This window comes from Bacillus sp. 103mf, assembly GCF_900116295.1.
GTDB classification, from domain to species: domain Bacteria; phylum Bacillota; class Bacilli; order Bacillales; family Bacillaceae_G; genus Bacillus_A; species Bacillus_A bruguierae.
This window is the reverse complement of record NZ_FPAF01000001.1, coordinates 233,950-253,205: the sequence shown is the minus strand read 5'-3', so window position 1 is coordinate 253,205 and position 19,256 is coordinate 233,950. Positions and strand designations below refer to the sequence as shown.

The following is a 19,256-nucleotide window of genomic DNA, read 5'->3' as shown; positions in this document are numbered from 1 at the left end:
AATATTGGAACCTAATCGTATATTGCAAGTAGTGACGATCATGAATCGTGGCGGGCTTGAAACGATGTTGATGAATTATTACCGAAAGCTTGACCGCAATAAGATACAGTTTGATTTCATGGTACATAGAGAAGAAAAAGGGCATTATGATGATGAGATATTGAGTCTTGGCGGAAGAATTTATCGAATGCCGCAAATAAGACCTGGTAATTATCGTTCCTATTTCAAATTACTTGATAAATTCTTTACTGCTCATCCTGAATATAAAGTAGTACATTCTCATATTAACGAAAATAGCAGTTTTGTACTTGGAGCAGCCAAACGCGCGGCTGTTCCTTGCCGTATTGCGCATAGTCATTTAAGCGATTTGGGTATAGATATAAAGCTACCTTTTCGTTTGTATGCAAGATTTTCGATGAAGGATAATCCAAACAAGTATTTTGCATGTTCAAAAAATGCAGGACAATGGTTATTCGGACGGAAAATATGTGAATCTAAGGAAGTAACTGTTCTTAACAATGCAGTTAATGTAGAGGAATTTCAATATGATGAAACAATTAGGAAGCAAATAAGGAAAGAAATAGGTGCAGAAGATAAATTAGTATTAGGACATATCGGAAGATTTAACAAGCAAAAAAATCATGATTTCCTAATTGATGTGTTTAAAGCTGTACATGATAAGAATCCTAACTCCCTGCTTGTTATGGTAGGGGATGGTCAATTACGACCATTGATAGAAAAGAAGGTAGCTGCCTTAGGGTTATCGTCACATGTGAGGTTCTTAGGGGTTAGAGGAGATATATCATCCCTTATGCAAGGGTTCGATTTATTTCTGTTTCCTTCGCTTTTTGAAGGGTTGCCGGTTGTGTTGGTTGAAGCGCAGGCTGCCGGTTTAAAATGTGTTATATCCGACACTATAACAGATGAAACGGATGTGTCCGGTCGAATAGAGTTTGTGAGCTTAAAGGAAACGCCGGAGGTCTGGGTAGAAAAAATTCTTACTTCATCATATGACCATGAAGATACGTCTGATTTATTACGTAAAAACGGATATGATACTGCTACGATGGCAAAATGGCTAACGGATTATTATTTAGATCATAGTTACATATAAAACAAACTTAGATTTCTGGAGGTTTTGTGATGGGTCCTACTTTAACTGTCTTTACACCTGCGTTTAATCGTGCGTACACATTACATCTATGCTACGACAGTTTGAAAAGACAAACTTCTAAAGACTTTATTTGGTTAATTATTGATGATGGATCTACAGATAACACAAAGGAACTTGTGGAAAAGTGGATTTCAGAGGGTTTCGTTCCAATTCGTTATTATTATCAGGAAAATCAAGGAATGCATGGGGCCCACAATACTGCTTATGAATTAATTGATACAGAACTAAATGTTTGTATAGACTCTGATGATTATATGGCTGATGACGCTGTGGAGAAAATCCTTTCATTTTGGAAACAAAATGGAAGTGATCGTTATGCTGGGATAGTTGGATTGGATGCAAATCAGAATGGAAACATCATTGGAACTAAAATGCCGTCTGATTTAAGAGAATCTAAACTTTCAGATTTATATGTAAAACATAAAGTGAAAGGGGATAAAAAACTTGTATATCGATCCGAACTTACACGTAACTCCCCGCCCTATCCAATATTTTCAGGGGAAAAGTATTGTCCACTTAGTTATAAGTATATTCTGATTGATCAAGAATGTCCCTTACTTATTATGAATGAAGTGCTGTGTTTTGTAGAATATTTAGATGATGGGTCAAGTATGAACATTATTAAGCAGTATAAGAAAAATCCACGTGGTTTTTCTTTTTTTAGGAAAATAGCCATGCAATATGCACCTTCATTTAAAGACAGATTTAGAGAAGCCATGCATTATGTGTCCAGTAATTTCATGATAAAAAACTATAAATTTTTAAAAGAGTCTCCATGTAAATGGACTACTTTCGTGGCAACGCCTTTGGGGTTTTTACTTTATTGTTATATTCTGAATACACATAGAACTACTGTTTTGAAAAAAAATAAAACGAGTAGAGGTACAGGTAAAGAAGAATAGGGATGGAGTTATATACACTTAAGATATGGAAGTGATTGGTGAATGACTGTATTATGGGTGAATCTTGCTTTAGTTTATTGTTTTTCTTTTTTTGCAAGGTATTTTTCTAAACCGATTATTATGAGGGGATCTTTTATCCGACCAAATAAATTTTTAGTGTTTTGTGCTATGACCACATTAATATTAGTATCGGGCCTTCGTAATAATATTGGAGATACTTTTGCCTATATGCATTCATATGCCACTCTCAATTTTAGCTGGGAAATGATTAAGTCGGAAAAGGACATTGGATTTAATATTTATCAAATGTTTTTACAAAATTTTTCCCATGATCCGCAACTGCTGATTTTTGTAACAGCATTGATTACAAACCTATTGATAGTGCTTGTTTTATATAAATATGCAAGAATGTTTGAGTTAAGTTTATTTGTATATATAACAGGTGGCATGTTTTTAACTTCAATGAATGGAATAAGGCAATTTTTGGCAGCTGCAATTGTATTTGCGGCAACAAAATATATATTTGAAGGTAATTGGAAAAAGTATATTTTAATTATCCTACTTGCATCAACTGTACACCAGACTGCGCTTATCCTCATTCCTATTTATTTTATAGTTAGGAAAGAAGCTTGGTCAAAGCAAACGTATATTCTTCTCGTTTGCGCGGTACTTATCGTTATAGGATTTAACCAATTTATGGATGCTTTATTTGCAGTTATAGAGAATAGTCAATATAGTGAGTACAAAAACTTTTCTGAGGGCGGTGCAAATATACTCAGGGTTATTGTTTATGCCGTACCGATTATTCTCGCTTACTTAGGGAAAGATAGATTAAGGGAGTTGTTTCCTAAAAGTGATCCTGTTGTAAATATGTCTATATTAGGGCTTGTCTTTATGATTATCTCAACCCAAAACTGGATATTTGCTAGATTTTCTATTTATTTTGGATTGTATCAACTCATATTAATTTCTTGGGTTGTAAAATTATTTACTGAAAAAGATCGAAAGCTTATTTATTATGGGATTTTAATATTCTATCTTGTGTATTACTACTATGAATGTGTAGTAAGCCTTGCAGGCGTTGGATATGGAAGTGACTATATAAAACTTTAGAGTTATATTTGAATAAGTATAACGAATAGAGCATAAAAAAGAGGACTTCCTACTTTAAAGAGGAGGCTTTAAAGTGAAAAAACTCGAAAAAATACCCAGGACTATACATTACTGCTGGTTTGGAGGAAAAGACAAACCTGACATTGTCAAAAAATGCATAGAGAGTTGGAAAAAGAATCTACCAGAATATGAAATACTAGAATGGAATGAAGATAATTTTGATATAAACTGTAATTCATATGTAAAAGAGGCATACAAAGCTGGCAAATTTGCATTTGTAAGTGATTATGTTAGGGTACATGCTTTATATTATTATGGCGGTATTTATTTGGATACTGATGTGGAGGTATTTAAATCTTTTAATAATCTATTGCATCATGATTCATTTTGGGGATTTGAACAAGAAAATTACATAGCTACAAGCACAATAGGAGCGGCTAAAGAAAATAAGCTTATAAAAACATTTTTAGATTCATATGAAGAGAAGGGTTTCATTAAAGAGGATGGAAGCTATGATGATTTGACGAATGTAGCTATTGTGACAGAGATATTAAAAAATATAGGATTAAAAACAAACGGAGAGTATCAGGAAATAGAGGGGATAGGAACTTTCTATCCCCAAACATATTTCTCACCATATGACTATATTAATTGCAGAAAATTTATAACAGAAAATACACATGCTATGCATCATTTTTATAAGAGTTGGTTACCACCTAAAGCGCGGATAAAGGGTAAAATAAAATTAATTTTAGCCAAAATCATAGGTGGAGATAATATCGCTAAGTTGAGACAACATGCGGGGCGAAAAGAAGCTTTTAAGGAGAAAATGCATGATTAATATATTAAAAAAAATATTCCAAACGCTAGTTACAGAAAGTCGTAACAGAGGGTTATATTTTGCAGTGTTGATGAATCTTTCACACTTAATCGGTGTATTAAGAGGTGTTTTCTATAAGTTAATATACTTCCGTAATATAAATTGCTCAATTTTTGCACTCCAAACAAAAAGTAGGATAGAGGTTTTTAATAAGCATTCAAAAATCAATATTGGAAAATTTGTGTTTGTCAGAAGAAATACGAGTATTCGAATTGATTTTAATGGGGTACTAGATATAGGTGAGAAAGTGTTCATTAATGATAACTGTAACATTAACTGTATAAATAAAATATCAATTGGAAAAAACACAAAGATAGCTCCTAATGTAAGTATTAACGATCATGACCATAATTATAAGAACATTGAAGATGAGCACTTAATAAAGGGTGAAGTAAAGATAGGAGAGAATGTTTGGATTGGTTCTAATGTAGTTATATTGAGGGATACGTTTATAGGTGATAATACTGTGATAGCTGCTGGAAGTGTTGTAAAAGGACATATTCCTTCAAATACACTGTTTGTAAATAAACGAGAAAACGTATGTATCAATCGCACGAGTTGAAGCGGTTCATGTGAAAGTGTCGTCTATATAATTTCATAATGTATAATGATTTCACTCATATCAAGAACAAAATATGAACGCGGGGAATTACATGAAGAAAAATATTTTAATTTCTATGTATGATATGGAAATTGGTGGTGCGGAAAGAAGCTTAATTAATATGCTAGAAACCTTTGACTACAACACATATAACGTAGATTTACTAATATTAAATCACACAGGAGATTTCATGCATTTAATCCCTGATAAAGTTAATGTGTTACCTCAAATAGGTAAATACACCGTATTTAGAAAATCCATTAGGCAATGCATACGGGAAGGCTATTTTTTAGCATCAATTATAAGAATAGTAAGCAAGTATATCGCAGGTAGAAAATCAAAACAACGGCAATTAAAAGAAGGATCAGGATATATTCAGATGCAACTTGTTTCAAAATATGTATCATACTTCTTGCCTAAACAGAAAAAAAAGTATGACTTTGCAATTAGTTATGCATGGCCACACGATATTTTAGCTGATAATGTAAATGCTGATAAAAAAATAGCTTGGATCCATACAGATTACAGTACGTTAGAAATTGATAATGAAATAGATCTTACTATGTGGAATAAGTTTGATTATATTGCATCTATATCAGATGAATGCACAAAAGCGTTCTTGACTGTATATCCATCATTGAAAGAGAAAATCTTGCTTATAGAGAATATTACTTCACCAGAGTTTATTCGGAAAATGGCTGCTAATGTTGTAGATTTTAATAAGCAAGATAATGGTACTTTTAATATCGTATCGGTTGGAAGATTGTCGTATGCCAAAGGGTTTGATCGTGCTATAAAAGCACTTAGAATGTTGCACGACAAAGGATTTAATAATATAAAGTGGTATGTGATAGGATATGGCTCAGATGAATCTATTCTTAGAGAACTAATAGCAGAGAACAATTTAGAAAATAGTTTTATATTATTAGGCAAACAAACCAATCCATATCCATATATGAAAGCATGCGATTTATACGTGCAGCCGTCTAGATATGAAGGAAAAGCAGTTACAGTGACAGAGGCTAAAATACTTGAGAGACCTATATTGATTACGAATTATCCTACTGCAGCTAGTCAGTTGGAAGATGGATTTGAAGGTATAATATGCGATTCAAGTATTGAGGGGTTAGTTAAAGGGATTGAAACTCTATATAAAGATGATAAGCTCAGAAATACATTGATTCATCATCTGAAAAGTAGGGACTATAGTAATAGTTATGAGTTAGATAAGTTATATAAAATTATTGAAACCTAAAACAAATTATATAAATTTAAATTAAAAATCGACATAAAAATCCTTTTTCTTTTTAGGCGGGCGAGAGCATCTGGCCATGCATAGAAGCGGTCAGGGCATTTTCCTACCACATGCAAGATTTAAAACAAAAGGAGCAAGCAAGTAGCGGTTATGTTGTATTCTACATAGCAGCGACTTATAAAGAAAAGCGGAGCCGACTGTTTAGGCCTGTTGGCTAAGGTTCTTCACCGTAACATGGGGTTGATTTTTCGAAAATGAAACATTTTTCATACACGGAACGGAAAGCGTCCACTCGGAGTGGAGTGTACATCTATCTATATGTTACCCCCGTCTTTTGGTGATGAACCGATCATAATAAAAATGTATGGATTATTATAATGCAGGGTTTCCTGGTAGAGGCGGGATTTAGGCATGAGCATAAAAGTAAGTGTAATAATACCGGTTTATAATGCAGGAAAATATATTACACAGTGTGTAGAATCACTTTTAAATCAAACACTTCAACAATGTGAATTTATATTTATTAATGATGGTTCGACGGACAATAGTAGAGAAGTTATTGAGCGTTATAAAGAATTAGATAATAGGATAATACTTATAAATCAAGAAAATCAGGGCGTAAGCATTGCCAGGAACAAAGGGTTATGTTTAGCGACTGGGGAATATGTTGGATTTGTTGATGCTGATGATTACATAGAGAGAGCAATGTATGAAGTATTATATAACTCTGCAAAGCAAGATGATTGTGATGTAGTTATATCAAATATTAACGGTGAAATGGAAGGACATAAGGTAGCAATAAGGTATCCATTTCCAGTAGATACTGTTCTTAAAAAAGAATATATAGATCAAGAACTATTGCCTTATTTTCTTAAGACAGATCATTTAAATACTGCTGTGAATAAAATTTATAAAAATAATATAATAAATGAAAATGATGTGAAATTTCCAGAAAAAGTTGCATTAGGAGAAGACGGAATGTTTAACATCGAATTCTTTAGTAATGCAACTAGTATGAAATATATAAATTATGCTGGATACCACTATAGAGAGGTAACTGGCAGTGCTACTAGAAATATAGTAGAAAAAGATTATTTTAAGAGAGCCGTAGAAGTGTATAACATGGAATTGCCACAAATATATACTGATAAGGTCGACAAAGTAAAGGCGCACCAGTTAAAATCAATAAAATTTATAAATAGTGTAATGTCTTATATATATATTTATTTTACCCCATCTAAAGATGTAAGTTTTAGTACGAGGTATAGATATGTAAAAAATATGATTCGAAATAAATATGTTAGAGAAGCGTTACCTGTTTATTGCAGTGAAAATCACAGTAAATTAGGAAGATATGAGAAAGCTGTGATAGACATGATAAGGAAAAAGTCGGCAATTGGACTATATTGTGCTGTTGCTTACAGTAGATTTCGAAGTAAATAGTTATTGGGAGAGGCTAATATGAAAATTATGATGTTTGCCCATGGAGGCAGTTTAAATAGAGGATGCGAAGCAATAGTTCGTTCTTCTACGAATATTATCAAAGAAAAAACAGATGACACAAAGGTGTACTTAGTATCAAGTAAACCAGAAACGGACAAGATAATTCCTCAGTTGGATGAAATATATGAGGGTTCTAGCAGTAGTATAAAGAAGTATTCATATGATTGGTGGATTGCTTTACTTAAGGTAAAGTTTTTTAATGATGAATCTTATGCATTAGCTAAAATGGAAAATAACATCATTAAACGTATAAAAGATGTAGATGTATGCTTATCTATAGGCGGAGATAACTATTGCTATGGAGAGCAGCCTGCATTGTATGAGATAGATAGAAGAGTAAAGGCACAAGGGAAAAAATTGGTTTTATGGGGATGTTCTATCGGTGACGAGGACATGTCTGAGAAAAAATTAGAAGACTTAAAGTTGTTTGATGCAATACTAGCTCGTGAAAGCCTTACTTATAATATGTTAAAAAGTAAGGGGCTCAATAATGTTAAATTATGTGCTGATCCAGCATTTACTATGGAAAAAGAAGAGTTGGAATTGCCTAAGGGATGGCAAGAAGGAAATACAGTTGGATTAAACTTTAGCCCACTTGTCTGGGAGAGAAATAAAGACTCCCAAGCGGCAGTAAGAGAATTAATAAATCATATATTAAATACTACAGATTTAACAATTGCTCTCACACCTCATGTAATAATGGATGGAAATAACGATTATGAAGTTTTATATAAATATTATGAGGAATTTAAAAATACTGGGAGAGTAATCATACTGCCAAATGATTTAAATGCAATACAATATAAGGGGTATATTGCTAGAATGAGATTTTTCATAGGAGCTAGAACACATGCGACTATAGCAGCTTATTCGAATTGTGTTCCAACTATGGTATTAGGGTATAGCATAAAGTCAAAAGGAATATCGAAAGATATATTCGGAGAAGAAAAATTAGTTTTAGGGTTAGAAGAGATATCAAGCAGTGAGAAGCTAAAGGCTAAATTTGATGAGATGGTAAGCGAAGAAACAGAATTGAGACAAACATTACAGAAATCTATCCCTAATATAAAGAAAATGTCGTATAAAGCGGTAGAATATTTAGCTGAACTAGTTAAGTGAGGTGTATCAATGAAAAAGAATTTATTATTTGTTATACCTAGTTTAACAGCTGCTGGTGGAGAAAAGAGTTTAGTAAATTTATTATCTCAAATAGACTACAACTTATATAATGTAGATTTGTTTTTGTTAAAACATGATGGAATGTTTATGGAATTTGTACCAAAAGAGGTACAAATTCTATCACTTCCAGAAACTTACCACTTATTTGCTTTACCACTATTTAAATCTATTAAGCAGCTCATATTAAAGCGTGAAATGACACTAGCATATAATCGAGTGATGTTTGCTATAAGAAATAGAAATGCTAGAAATATATCAATAAGGGAACAATATAACTGGAAATATGTCTCCAAATCTTTGGACAAATTACCTCAAAAATATGATGTAGCTATAGGATTTTTAGAAAAAACATCTACATATTTTTGTGTAGACAAAGTAAATGCTTTTAAAAAAATAGGATGGGTTCATATTGATTATGACAAATTAGGTATGGATCCAAATTTTGATATTGATTACTTTAAAGAGTTAGACCATATCGTTACTGTTTCGGAAGAATGCGCAAATAAACTAAAAAATAGATTTCCGAGCCAAAAGAATAAAGTAAGAGTTATATATAATATCGTTTCACCGACAATGATAAATAAAATGGCCAATCAAAATAATGCCGATGTGTATGATAGAAAGGGTAATGAAATTGTACTACTTTCTATTGGGAGATTACATTATCAGAAGGCTTTTGAATTGGCTATAGAATCTTGTAAGAAACTAATTGATAGAGGATATAACATAAAGTGGAATATTATTGGCGAAGGGGAAGAGAGAGAGAAATTAACGAATTTAATTAAAGAAAATAAATTAGAAGGAACGTTTCGTTTATTGGGCTTAAAGTCCAATCCATATCCATATATAAAGCAAGCCGATATATATATACAGACATCTAGATTTGAAGGAAAGTCTATAGCTATAGATGAAGCAAAAATATTAAACAAACCTATAATTGTAACTAATTTCAGTACAGCAAAAGATCAGATAAATGATGGCATAGATGGCCTAATTGTAGATATGGATGCAGATGCTGTTGCAAATGGGGTTGAAAAGCTTGTAAAAGATATAAGTTTAAGAGAACGTTTAGCATATAATTTATCCCAATTGAAATTAGGGACAGAAGGAGAAATAAATAAGCTGTATGAGACTTTTTAGTGGGTGGGACTCATGAAAAAAAAATTATTATTTGTAATGAATAATCTAACTTGTGGCGGGGCTGAGAAATCGCTAATATCTTTATTGGAAACGATAGATTATTCTTTGTACAGTGTAGATTTGTTTTTATTCAAGCATGAAGGGATATTTATAAATAAGCTACCAAAAGAAGTTCATTTACTACCTGAGCCTATGAATTATAAATATTTTGATATGCCTATAAAGAAATCATTAATAGAGTTAATTAAAAAAAGAGATTTTAAAACATCTTTTAATAGGATTGTATTAGGATATTTAGCTAAGACAGAAGATAATGGCGCTATTATTGAACAAAAATTATGGAAATATATGTCGAATTCAATAAGTGAAATCAATAAAGAGTATGATGCAGCTATAGGGTTCCAAGAAAAAAACCCTATATATTTTTGTGTAGATAAGGTAAAAGCAAAAAGAAAAATTGGATGGATACATACAGATTATAATAAGTTAGGGATTGATTATAAAAAAGAGAACGTTTATTTTGGTAAACTAGATTACGTAGTTACTGTATCAGAAGAATTAGTTAATATTCTAAAAAAGAACTTTCCTGAATATGAAAAAAAATTTGTATGTATACACAATATCGTTTCTCCAAAAATGATAAGGAAAATGTCATTAGAGAAGGTAGAATTTAAAACAGAAGGTGCCAAAAGCATATCGTTAATTTCTGTAGGTAGATTGGCTAAAGAAAAGGGATTAGATATTTCCTTAGAAGCAGTCGATAGGCTTGTTAAAAAAGGGTATGACATTAAGTGGTATATCATTGGAGAAGGTAATGTAAGAAAAGAATTACAAAGAAGTATAAAAGAAAGAAATTTAGAAGAAAGAATAATACTATTAGGTTTAAAAGAAAATCCATACCCGTATATAAGGCAATCAGATATATACATACAAACTTCGAGATATGAAGGAAAATCAATTTCTATAGATGAAGCAAAAATATTGGCAAAACCAATAGTAATTACTAATTTCGAAACAGCTGATAATCATATAAAAAATAATATCGATGGGTTGATTGCAGAAATGGATTCCATCTCAGTAGCTGATAATCTTGAGATATTAATAAGTGATGAAATGTTAAGAGCGAAGTTTATTAATAATCTTGCAGAAGAAGAATTGGGAACAGAAGATGAAATCGATAATTTATATAAATTAATAAACAGTAAAATATAATATGAAAAAAATTATGGGGGGTAACAATGTTTAATCGCATAAAAAAGTCGTTAATGATAAGATTAGGAATGCTATCCCGTGAAGAGTTAACAGTAGAAGCGTGTTTGCAACGAGGTATGAAGGTAGGGAAAAATTGTTCCGGGTTAGCTGGGAGTACAATTGATTATGCACATTGCTGGTTAATAGAAATTGGTGATAATGTTACGTTTGCGCCCCAAGTGTATCTTCTTGCACATGACGCTAGTACGAAACGATATTTAGATTATACAAAAATAGCAAAAATAAAAATAGAAGACAATTCATTTATAGGAGCAAGGGCCTTAATTATGCCTGGGGTTACAATAGGGAAGAATGCTATTGTAGCTGCAGGAAGTATCGTAACTAAATCGGTACCTGAAGGGTCTATAGTTGGCGGTAACCCAGCAAGAATAATCGGGAAAACTGAGGATTATATTAACAAGCATAGATTAAATATGGAAACTGCTCATGTTTATGATAAAGATTGGACAATAGGCGGGAATATAACGCTAGACATGTGTAATAAGATGGCCGAAGAGTTGGAGAATACTGTAGGATATGTTAAGTAAACTAAACTATTTCTATATCGAAAGGGCTTTATAGAGATGATATTTCAAATTTTGAGTTGTACGATAATTATTATTCTTTTAATAACGATAGCAATAGACGTAGTACCTTTAATAAAAGACTGGATACTAAGAATTCATATGGGAAGATACGATGATAAATCGTTATGGAATAAAGCTATTACTAATAAAGGATCTAAATTTTTATTGAATGTACCAAAAATAAAGGTAACAGATAATACAAGATTAGTCGTAATAGATATGCTGAAGAAAAATTATACAAAAAGTACTATACAACATTGGCAAGAAGCATCTTTAGTTTTAGGGTTATCTGAGTACTTAAAATATAATGATGATCAGGAAGTAAAAAAAGCAGTTGTAAAATTTTTGGATGCGAAATTTGATAGTAATGGTCAATGGAGAGAAAAACCAAAGTATGTAGATGGAGCTATACTAGCATATTCTATTATGAAGATAGATTTTATAGAGACAGATAAGTATAGGAAAGCATTGGACTATACTTGGGAAATGATAAAAGAGCATCTAGGTGAAGATGGATCAGTAGAGTATAGAAAGTATATGAAAAGTTATAGATATGTAGATACTATAGGCTTTATATGTCCATTTTTAGTAGCTTACGGTACGAAATATAACAAAGACGAGTGTGTAGATTTAGCAGTGAAGCAAATTAAAGAGTATGAGCAGTATGGAATGTTAGACGAACATTATATTCCAAGTCATGTATACAAGTTAGAAAATAAAGTACCCCTTGGATTATATGGATGGGGAAGAGGTCTTGGTTGGTTTGCTATAGGCCTTATAGATGCATGGAGTGAATTACCACAAGACAATCAATATAAACTTGTTTTAGAAGAATGTGTAAAGAGATTTGCAAAAGCTGCTATGAACTTTCAACAAGATAATGGAAGCTGGAACTGGACGGTAACTAGAAGTGAATGTAGGCCGGATTCTTCTGCTACAGCTACATTAGGCTGGTTTCTGTTAAACGCATCAAAAATAGATGTGATTTCTAAAGAATGTTTAAATAGTACAGATAAAGCTATAAGTTATTTGATGAAGGTTACGAGGAAAAATGGAGCAGTTGACTTTTCACAAGGAGATACAAAAGACATAGGAGTATATTCGACGTTGTTCAATATATTGCCGTTTACGCAAGGATTTTGTATGAGATTAATCAATTTATATGTAAGTAAGAGATAAACTTTTGCTTATATTTGTATAAGGAATATCCATTAACAAAGGTAATAGCTAGTTTGAGAATTCAAATAAATTGTTTTTGGAGAAGTGAAAAAGGAGGAATTTATTTGCTAAATTCTTTAACGTCATTTAGGTTTATTGCTGCATTAATGGTGTTTTTATTCCATATGCGGGTGTTCAGTCAATATCAATTAGGTTCAGCGGGCGTTCAGTTTTTCTTTGTTTTATCTGGTTTTATATTAGCCTATAACTATCATTCTAAGTTTATAGAAATCAATAAAAACAATATCAAAAAATTTTATAAAGCAAGATTTTCAAGAATATATCCGGTTCATGTATTAACTTTTTTGCTCTCTGTACCATTGGTTATTTTGTACTTTCACCCCAATAGTTTATATTTTGTAAAACTTACTTTTATGTCAATGATCAATTTGCTATTGTTACAAAGTTTTTTTCCGAGTCAAGGAACTTATTTTAATTTTAATGGTGTTTCATGGACGTTATCAGTTGAAACGTTCTTTTATTTTATGTTTCCTTTTCTGCTATGGATATTTATAAAACTTAAAGTTAACAAAAATATAGTTAAATCTGTATTGATATTTTGGATAGTGTGGGGCGTTTTATTTCTATTAAATAAAAATTTGGATGGAGATAATCCATTTTATATTTGGTTACTACATATCTTCCCAGGAGTTAGATTGTTTGAATTTTCAACAGGGATGCTTTTAGGATTGATTTATATTGAAAAATCCAATAAAGAAAATTTAAACAAGGCTATATTTACTGTTTTAGAACTACTAAGTTTATTGTTATTCATTGTCTTATTATTGTATTCGGTAAACTTAGATGTAGGAATCGTTCGCGGTGTGTATTTTGTTCCACTATGGTGTTTGTTAATTTTCACCTTTGCATTTCAAGGTGGTATGATTTCAAAAATATTATCACAAAGGTTTTTTGTTTATTTGGGTGAAATTAGTTTCTCATTCTATATGATCCATCAATTGGTGATTCGATACTTAGATTTTCTTCATTTAGCGAATACGTATCGCTTTTTGATTTGTTTAGTAATTTCTTTATTATTCAGTTCAATCATTTATCAATTTTACGAAGAGCCATTACGTAAGAAAATTCGTTTTGGTTTTCGAAAACAAACGCATAAAATGCAAGTACCTTTATCAAAAGAAATCCTTAAATAAGGGCTTATTTTTAAATAATTACTGTAAATAGATGAAAAGAAAAAATTATGGTCAGTAACAATGGGAGGATTAAATGAGAATAACAGTATTCACTCCAACATACAACAGAGGCTATATTATAGAAAAACTGTACAGATCATTACAAGAGCAAACATATACAGATTTTGAATGGTTAGTTATTGATGATGGTTCAAGCGATAACACAGAAGAGTTATTTAGATTATGGACAGTAGAAAAAAATCCATTCCCCATAAGGTATTATAAAGTTGAAAATGGTGGGAAACATAGAGCAATTAATAAAGCTACTGACTTAGCAGAAGGGGAATTGTTCTTCATTGTCGATTCTGATGATTATCTGACGAAAGATGCATTAGAAAACATAGAAAATTGGGAACGAAACTTGGAAAATAAAGAATTATTTTGTGGTGTTTCCGGTAATAGAGGAAGACAGGTTAATGACTTTTTAGGAACAACATTTGAAGGGGAATATGTAGACGCAACTTCACTTGAACGTACAAAATATAATATAACCGGTGATAAAGCAGAAGTCTTTTATACGAACATCCTTAGAAAATATAAGTTTTGTGAATTTGAAGGAGAGAAATTTATAACAGAGGCTACAGTGTGGGAGAAAATGGCCCATGATGGCTATAAAATAAGGTGGTTTAATAAAACCACTTATATATGCGATTATCTTGAGGATGGCTTAACGAAAAATATGAAAGAGATATTTGCTAAAAGTCCTAAAGGTACAGCGTATTATATAAAACAGCAAATTAAGTTTTATAAATGTAATGTAAAAGGCAGATTGTCTTATTATAATTTATACTATGATTTTGTAAAGTCTAATTTAAAATTAGGACAGGCTGCAAAATATTTGGAAATTCAACCTGTTACTTTAATCTTTTCTATATTTTTAGTTAAATGTAAGAAAATCATGATGAAGTAGGTTTTAAATATGAGAGTAAAAAATTCGATAATTAATATATCCGCTGGTCTTGGTAATCAAATTATTATTACGTCATTAAGTTTTATTTCAAGAACTGTATTCATTAATAGCTTAGGCGTTGAGTACCTAGGAATAAACGGATTACTTACCAACATACTGTCTATGCTGTCTTTAGCAGAAGCAGGAATAGGTTCTAGTATAATGTACAGTCTTTACAAACCGGTAGCCGAGAATGATCAGCAGAAAATAAAAGTGCTTATGCGCTTGTATCGAAATGCATACATGGTAATCGCCTTAGTAGTATTGTTACTAGGGCTCGCATTAATGCCTTTTCTAGGTTATTTTGTTAAAGATTCAAATGTTGAAAATGTCCATCTCATTTATGCCATATTTTTACTGAACACAGTTGCACCGTATTTGTACTCACATAGAAGTTCGTTTTTAAATGTTTGTCAGAAAGGTTATGTTGTAACAGGGGTATATTCTATATCTTCCATTATATCCACTTGTCTTAAGATAGGAGTATTGCACTATACAAAAAATTATATTTTATATCTAATTATAGATAGTGTTATTACCATAACTACAAGTATCCTTTTAGCAGTTATAGTGAGTAAATTGTATCCATTTTTAAAAGATAAAGTATCTAGTAAATTAGATAGCGAAACGAAAAATAGCATTATAAAAAATGTAAAAGCGATTGTTCTACAAAATATAGGAAACTACCTAGTTTTAGGTACAGATAATATTATTATTTCATCATTTGTGAGTGTAGCAGCAGTTGGATTGTACTCCAATTACAATATGTTAATTGATATTTGTAGAACTTTTACTTATCAAGTGTTTAATAATATTTATCATAGTGTAGGAAATTTAGTAGCAAAAGAGAGTGCAGAAAAAATTTACAGTATATATAAAATCTATACACTCCTCAATTTTTGGTTATATTCATTTTTTAGTATACTGTTATGTATTACTATAGAGCCCTTTATTACTTTATGGATAGGCCCGAAATTCTTAATGAGTGAAGGGATATTATTTGTATTAATGGCTATCTTCTATGAAAGAGGAATGAGAAATGCGATAACAACTGTGAAGACTACAGCAGGAATTTTTCAAGAGGATAAATACGCTCCTTTGTTTCAAGCTGCTGTAAACCTTATTGTATCTATTATTTTAGTTCAGTATATAGGTATAGTAGGTGTTTTTATTGGAACATTTATAAGTGTATTAACTGTTCCATTCTGGGTTACGCCTTATCTAGTGTATAAGAAGGTGTTCGAAAAACCTATTATTCATTATTATAGAACATACATGTATTATGTAGTTATATGTATAGGAACATATCTAATAACAAAAGTGATAAGTAACTTTATATTGTTAGATGGTTGGTTAGGTTTAATATTAAAAGGCACCGTTTGTCTAATAGTGCCAAATATAATTTATGTATTCATTTTTCGTAAAACAGATGAGTTTAAGTATTTATTTGGTGTTTTTAAAAGAATTGCGGGCAAGTTATTGAAGCGTTTTAAATTAGGAAAAGGAATTTCATATTAACTTCAGTCAGCTGGTATATATTTTAAACATTACCATCATGAAGCGGAGTTAAAAAATAAAGTGTTCTGAAATTAGAAATTTCAGATATATACAAAAGGTAGCTAGACTACCGTGTTTTCGCAATTCAAACAATCACAAGTTAAAATGATGAACATATGTAGTGAGATTTCTTAGTTTATAATAAATTTGTTGAAAAGAGGAAAGAAAAAACTATTCATAGAATAGTTTTTTCTTTTTTTCATCCTAACTCATACACCCAATCTATTTAATCTATAGAAGCATAATATATAAAAAAGAAAAAGGGTGTAAACATATGACAAGTTATTTAAACGCTAATCTTGGAGATATGAGTGATGTTGATTTAACAAATATGTCTCCTGCCCATGGTGATGTATTAACTTATGATGATGTTAAATCAAAGTGGATTCCTAAAAAGCTTTCAATTTCAAGTACAGAAAATGCCTCAAGTGTTGTATATGTAATAGAACCAGATAGATGGAATATTAAAAATGATGGGACGAATGCTGCTGCTACTACACTAGGTATAAATCAAGCATTAATTTGGGCAAAATCTCAAGGGTATAATCATGTTATATTGCCAGGAGGGACATATAAGTTAAAGATTGACAGTACATCATTTTCATGTATTGTTATGCCAAGCAATATACATTTTGAAATGGCTGATGGATGCGTATTACAGTTAGAAGCCAATTCATCACCTTGGTATAGAATATTTGAGGTTAAAGGAGTTAGAAATGTTAGGGTTTCTGGTGGGAAAATAGTCGGAGACAAAAAGGGGCATATATATGAAATAGGTGTAAAGTTTGTTAGGGGAGGTGTAAATCCTGACGGGTCATTAAATAGTAATCCGAATTTTATCCGTAGTGAGGTAGTAGATAGGTATGGAAATCCTGGACTACTAAAATCTTTTAGACTATGGTCTATTTCAGGAGTAACTGCTACGAGATATAGTTTTTATCAATATAATGGCACGGTTTCTTCTAGTACGTTAGTTGGATTTAAAACCGATGGACAGTTTGCCCCAACATCTCCGTCAGGAAGAAATTGGGTTGCTCCAATAGACAAGGCTAATAAGATGATATTTGTTATTGATATTACGTCTTCACCTTTGAGTGATGATCAAATTGCAAAAATTAATGCGAAAGTCGACGCTCAGAACTATACACACGAATGGGGACAAGGGATAGAAATAAGCGGTTCAAATTATGTTGAAATAGATCATGTAGAAATAAGTGATTGTACTGGCGATGCTGTTTCCACGGGCTGGTTAGAATATAAATTGAATCCAGCTGACTATACGCAAGAACAGATGGGATCACATATTTACATCCATAACTGCGATATTCACAACTGCAGAAGACAAGGTATTACTCTTGGTAGTGCAAACGATACCTACATCTTTGATAACAAAATCTACTTTATTGGTAAGGCTGATGATGGCATTACAGTGGATGGAACTGCTCCTATGTTTGGAATAGATATTGAGTCTATGTGGTCTCAAAGTAATATACCAACATGGCGGCCTGAACTAAATCAATCCGGGCTTGAATTGAACACTAGAATTTATATTTATAATAATTACATTTATAGCAATGCACGTGGGCATTTTGTAAACGTTGATGGTATTCATGTAGTTTTAGAAAATAACATATTTGAAGGTTTTAATGTTGGAGGAGTTAGTTCTTATCAGAATAACTGGTATATTAAATATCTAAATAATACTTTTATTGGATGTGAACTCACTGTTAAAGGAGATAACTTTGTCAATGGAGCAGTATGTAATAACGGGAATATAAAGTTACAAGATATTAGAGGAGCAGTCGTTACAAATTGTCAAATAAAGAATGGCTCATTTTCCGTTTCGAGTACTTATGGTTACTTTGGAACTCCTGCTGTAAATGTCACTACTAGGACATTTACTTATAGCTCACCGCATGGAATGGGAAATGGCGCAAAGATATGTTTCGAACAATGGATTGGAAAAGTTCCTGCTGGAATTAGTGTAGATAAACTGTATTATACAGTAAATGTAACACCAACAAGTTTCCAAGTGGCTGAAACATTAAATGGGCCGCCGGTAGTCATAACGGATGCAGGAACAGCAGGATTCAATATAAGCAGATGTGATTATGGGAGATGCTACATCTCAGATATTACTATTGAAAGAGAGTGGAGAAGCGATAATGCTGTAGCACAAAACCTTTCAGTAATTATGACAGGAGGGGTTCTTAAGAACATTAATGTCAAGAACTATGACATTAGCATCAAGCCACCTGCTAATTATGCTGGACGACCTATCACAGTAGAAGGATTAACCTTGATTGAAGGCGCTGCAGATTTGGAATGTTGTAATTTAAGTAACGGTAAGTTCTTAAGAGCAAAAACTAGTCGAATGGGTGGAGATCTATCGCTAGGTTCTAATAATGCTCAATATACGAGGAAGATAAATACAGACAACTGCTTATTTCAAAACGTAGGCATAAATTTTGAAGGAAACGTTGTGAATAATCGCAGTACATTTTTAAACTCTATTATCAAGAAAACAGATAGTTCTACCGTTTCCATCATTGCACATAGTTATTTGGAAAATACTGTGGTCAGCTTACGGTGGTTAACGAAGGAAAAAGCGGTGACGATAGCACGGTGTATATTTAATAATGTGTCTACTGATATAAACGCAAGTACTAGGTTGATAGATAATACTGTTATTAATTAAGTGGAGATTCATATGAGCCAGAGCTAGACAAAGATGTCGAAAAATTAAAATGGGTT

General features: G+C 31.8%; 16 protein-coding genes. All 16 read left to right on the top strand.

The window, feature by feature from the left end; all coding sequences use genetic code 11:
• Window positions 1–4: 4 nt before the first annotated feature.
• The 16 genes from BM350_RS01175 to BM350_RS01100 all read left to right on the top strand — a co-directional run bounded on the left by BM350_RS01175 (window position 5) and on the right by BM350_RS01100 (window position 19,200).
• Window positions 5–1,114, top strand: a complete 1,110-nt coding sequence (locus tag BM350_RS01175; protein WP_090913035.1) for a glycosyltransferase family 1 protein — start codon at window positions 5–7, stop codon at window positions 1,112–1,114.
• Between the two features lie 29 nt (window positions 1,115–1,143).
• Entirely contained in the window at window positions 1,144–2,076 is a 933-nt protein-coding gene (locus BM350_RS01170; RefSeq protein ID WP_090913037.1) for a glycosyltransferase family 2 protein, read from the top strand.
• A gap of 42 nt (window positions 2,077–2,118) precedes the next feature.
• The gene (locus tag BM350_RS01165) at window positions 2,119–3,189 is read left to right on the top strand and encodes an EpsG family protein (protein WP_090913039.1); all 1,071 of its coding nucleotides are present in this window, start codon (window positions 2,119–2,121) and stop codon (window positions 3,187–3,189) included.
• Between the two features lie 73 nt (window positions 3,190–3,262).
• Window positions 3,263–4,030: a glycosyltransferase family 32 protein gene (locus BM350_RS01160; protein WP_090913041.1), complete on the top strand. Its 768-nt coding sequence runs from the start codon at window positions 3,263–3,265 to the stop codon at window positions 4,028–4,030.
• Entirely contained in the window at window positions 4,023–4,631 is a 609-nt protein-coding gene (locus tag BM350_RS01155; RefSeq protein WP_090913043.1) for an acyltransferase, read from the top strand. Before BM350_RS01160 ends, BM350_RS01155 begins: the two co-directional genes overlap by 8 nt.
• A 91-nt stretch (window positions 4,632–4,722) precedes the next feature.
• The gene (locus BM350_RS01150; protein ID WP_090913045.1) at window positions 4,723–5,925 is read left to right on the top strand and encodes a glycosyltransferase; all 1,203 of its coding nucleotides are present in this window, start codon (window positions 4,723–4,725) and stop codon (window positions 5,923–5,925) included.
• A 411-nt stretch (window positions 5,926–6,336) separates the two neighbouring features.
• Entirely contained in the window at window positions 6,337–7,368 is a 1,032-nt protein-coding gene (locus tag BM350_RS01145) for a glycosyltransferase (RefSeq protein ID WP_090913046.1), read from the top strand.
• An 18-nt stretch (window positions 7,369–7,386) separates the two neighbouring features.
• Window positions 7,387–8,547 (top strand): polysaccharide pyruvyl transferase family protein, encoded by a 1,161-nt coding sequence (locus BM350_RS01140; protein WP_090913048.1) that lies wholly within the window; start codon window positions 7,387–7,389, stop codon window positions 8,545–8,547.
• A 9-nt stretch (window positions 8,548–8,556) separates the two neighbouring features.
• The gene (locus tag BM350_RS01135) at window positions 8,557–9,747 is read left to right on the top strand and encodes a glycosyltransferase (protein ID WP_090913050.1); all 1,191 of its coding nucleotides are present in this window, start codon (window positions 8,557–8,559) and stop codon (window positions 9,745–9,747) included.
• 12 nt (window positions 9,748–9,759) lie between these two features.
• On the top strand, window positions 9,760–10,959 hold the full coding sequence (locus tag BM350_RS01130; RefSeq protein WP_090913052.1) for a glycosyltransferase: 1,200 nt from the start codon (window positions 9,760–9,762) through the stop codon (window positions 10,957–10,959).
• Between the two features lie 26 nt (window positions 10,960–10,985).
• Window positions 10,986–11,546, top strand: coding sequence for an acyltransferase (locus BM350_RS01125; protein ID WP_090913055.1), 561 nt, complete (start codon window positions 10,986–10,988; stop codon window positions 11,544–11,546).
• 36 nt (window positions 11,547–11,582) lie between these two features.
• Window positions 11,583–12,764, top strand: a complete 1,182-nt coding sequence (locus tag BM350_RS01120; protein WP_090913057.1) for a glycoside hydrolase family 88 protein — start codon at window positions 11,583–11,585, stop codon at window positions 12,762–12,764.
• A 104-nt stretch (window positions 12,765–12,868) separates the two neighbouring features.
• Window positions 12,869–13,957, top strand: coding sequence for an acyltransferase family protein (locus BM350_RS01115; RefSeq protein ID WP_090913059.1), 1,089 nt, complete (start codon window positions 12,869–12,871; stop codon window positions 13,955–13,957).
• Between the two features lie 73 nt (window positions 13,958–14,030).
• Complete coding sequence (locus BM350_RS01110) at window positions 14,031–14,906, top strand: glycosyltransferase family A protein (protein ID WP_090913061.1); 876 nt, start codon at window positions 14,031–14,033, stop codon at window positions 14,904–14,906.
• Window positions 14,907–14,915: 9 nt separating this feature from the next.
• Window positions 14,916–16,463: a lipopolysaccharide biosynthesis protein gene (locus BM350_RS01105; RefSeq protein ID WP_090913063.1), complete on the top strand. Its 1,548-nt coding sequence runs from the start codon at window positions 14,916–14,918 to the stop codon at window positions 16,461–16,463.
• A 313-nt stretch (window positions 16,464–16,776) separates the two neighbouring features.
• Window positions 16,777–19,200, top strand: coding sequence for a right-handed parallel beta-helix repeat-containing protein (locus BM350_RS01100; RefSeq protein ID WP_090913064.1), 2,424 nt, complete (start codon window positions 16,777–16,779; stop codon window positions 19,198–19,200).
• The last annotated feature ends 56 nt before the right edge of the window (window positions 19,201–19,256 follow it).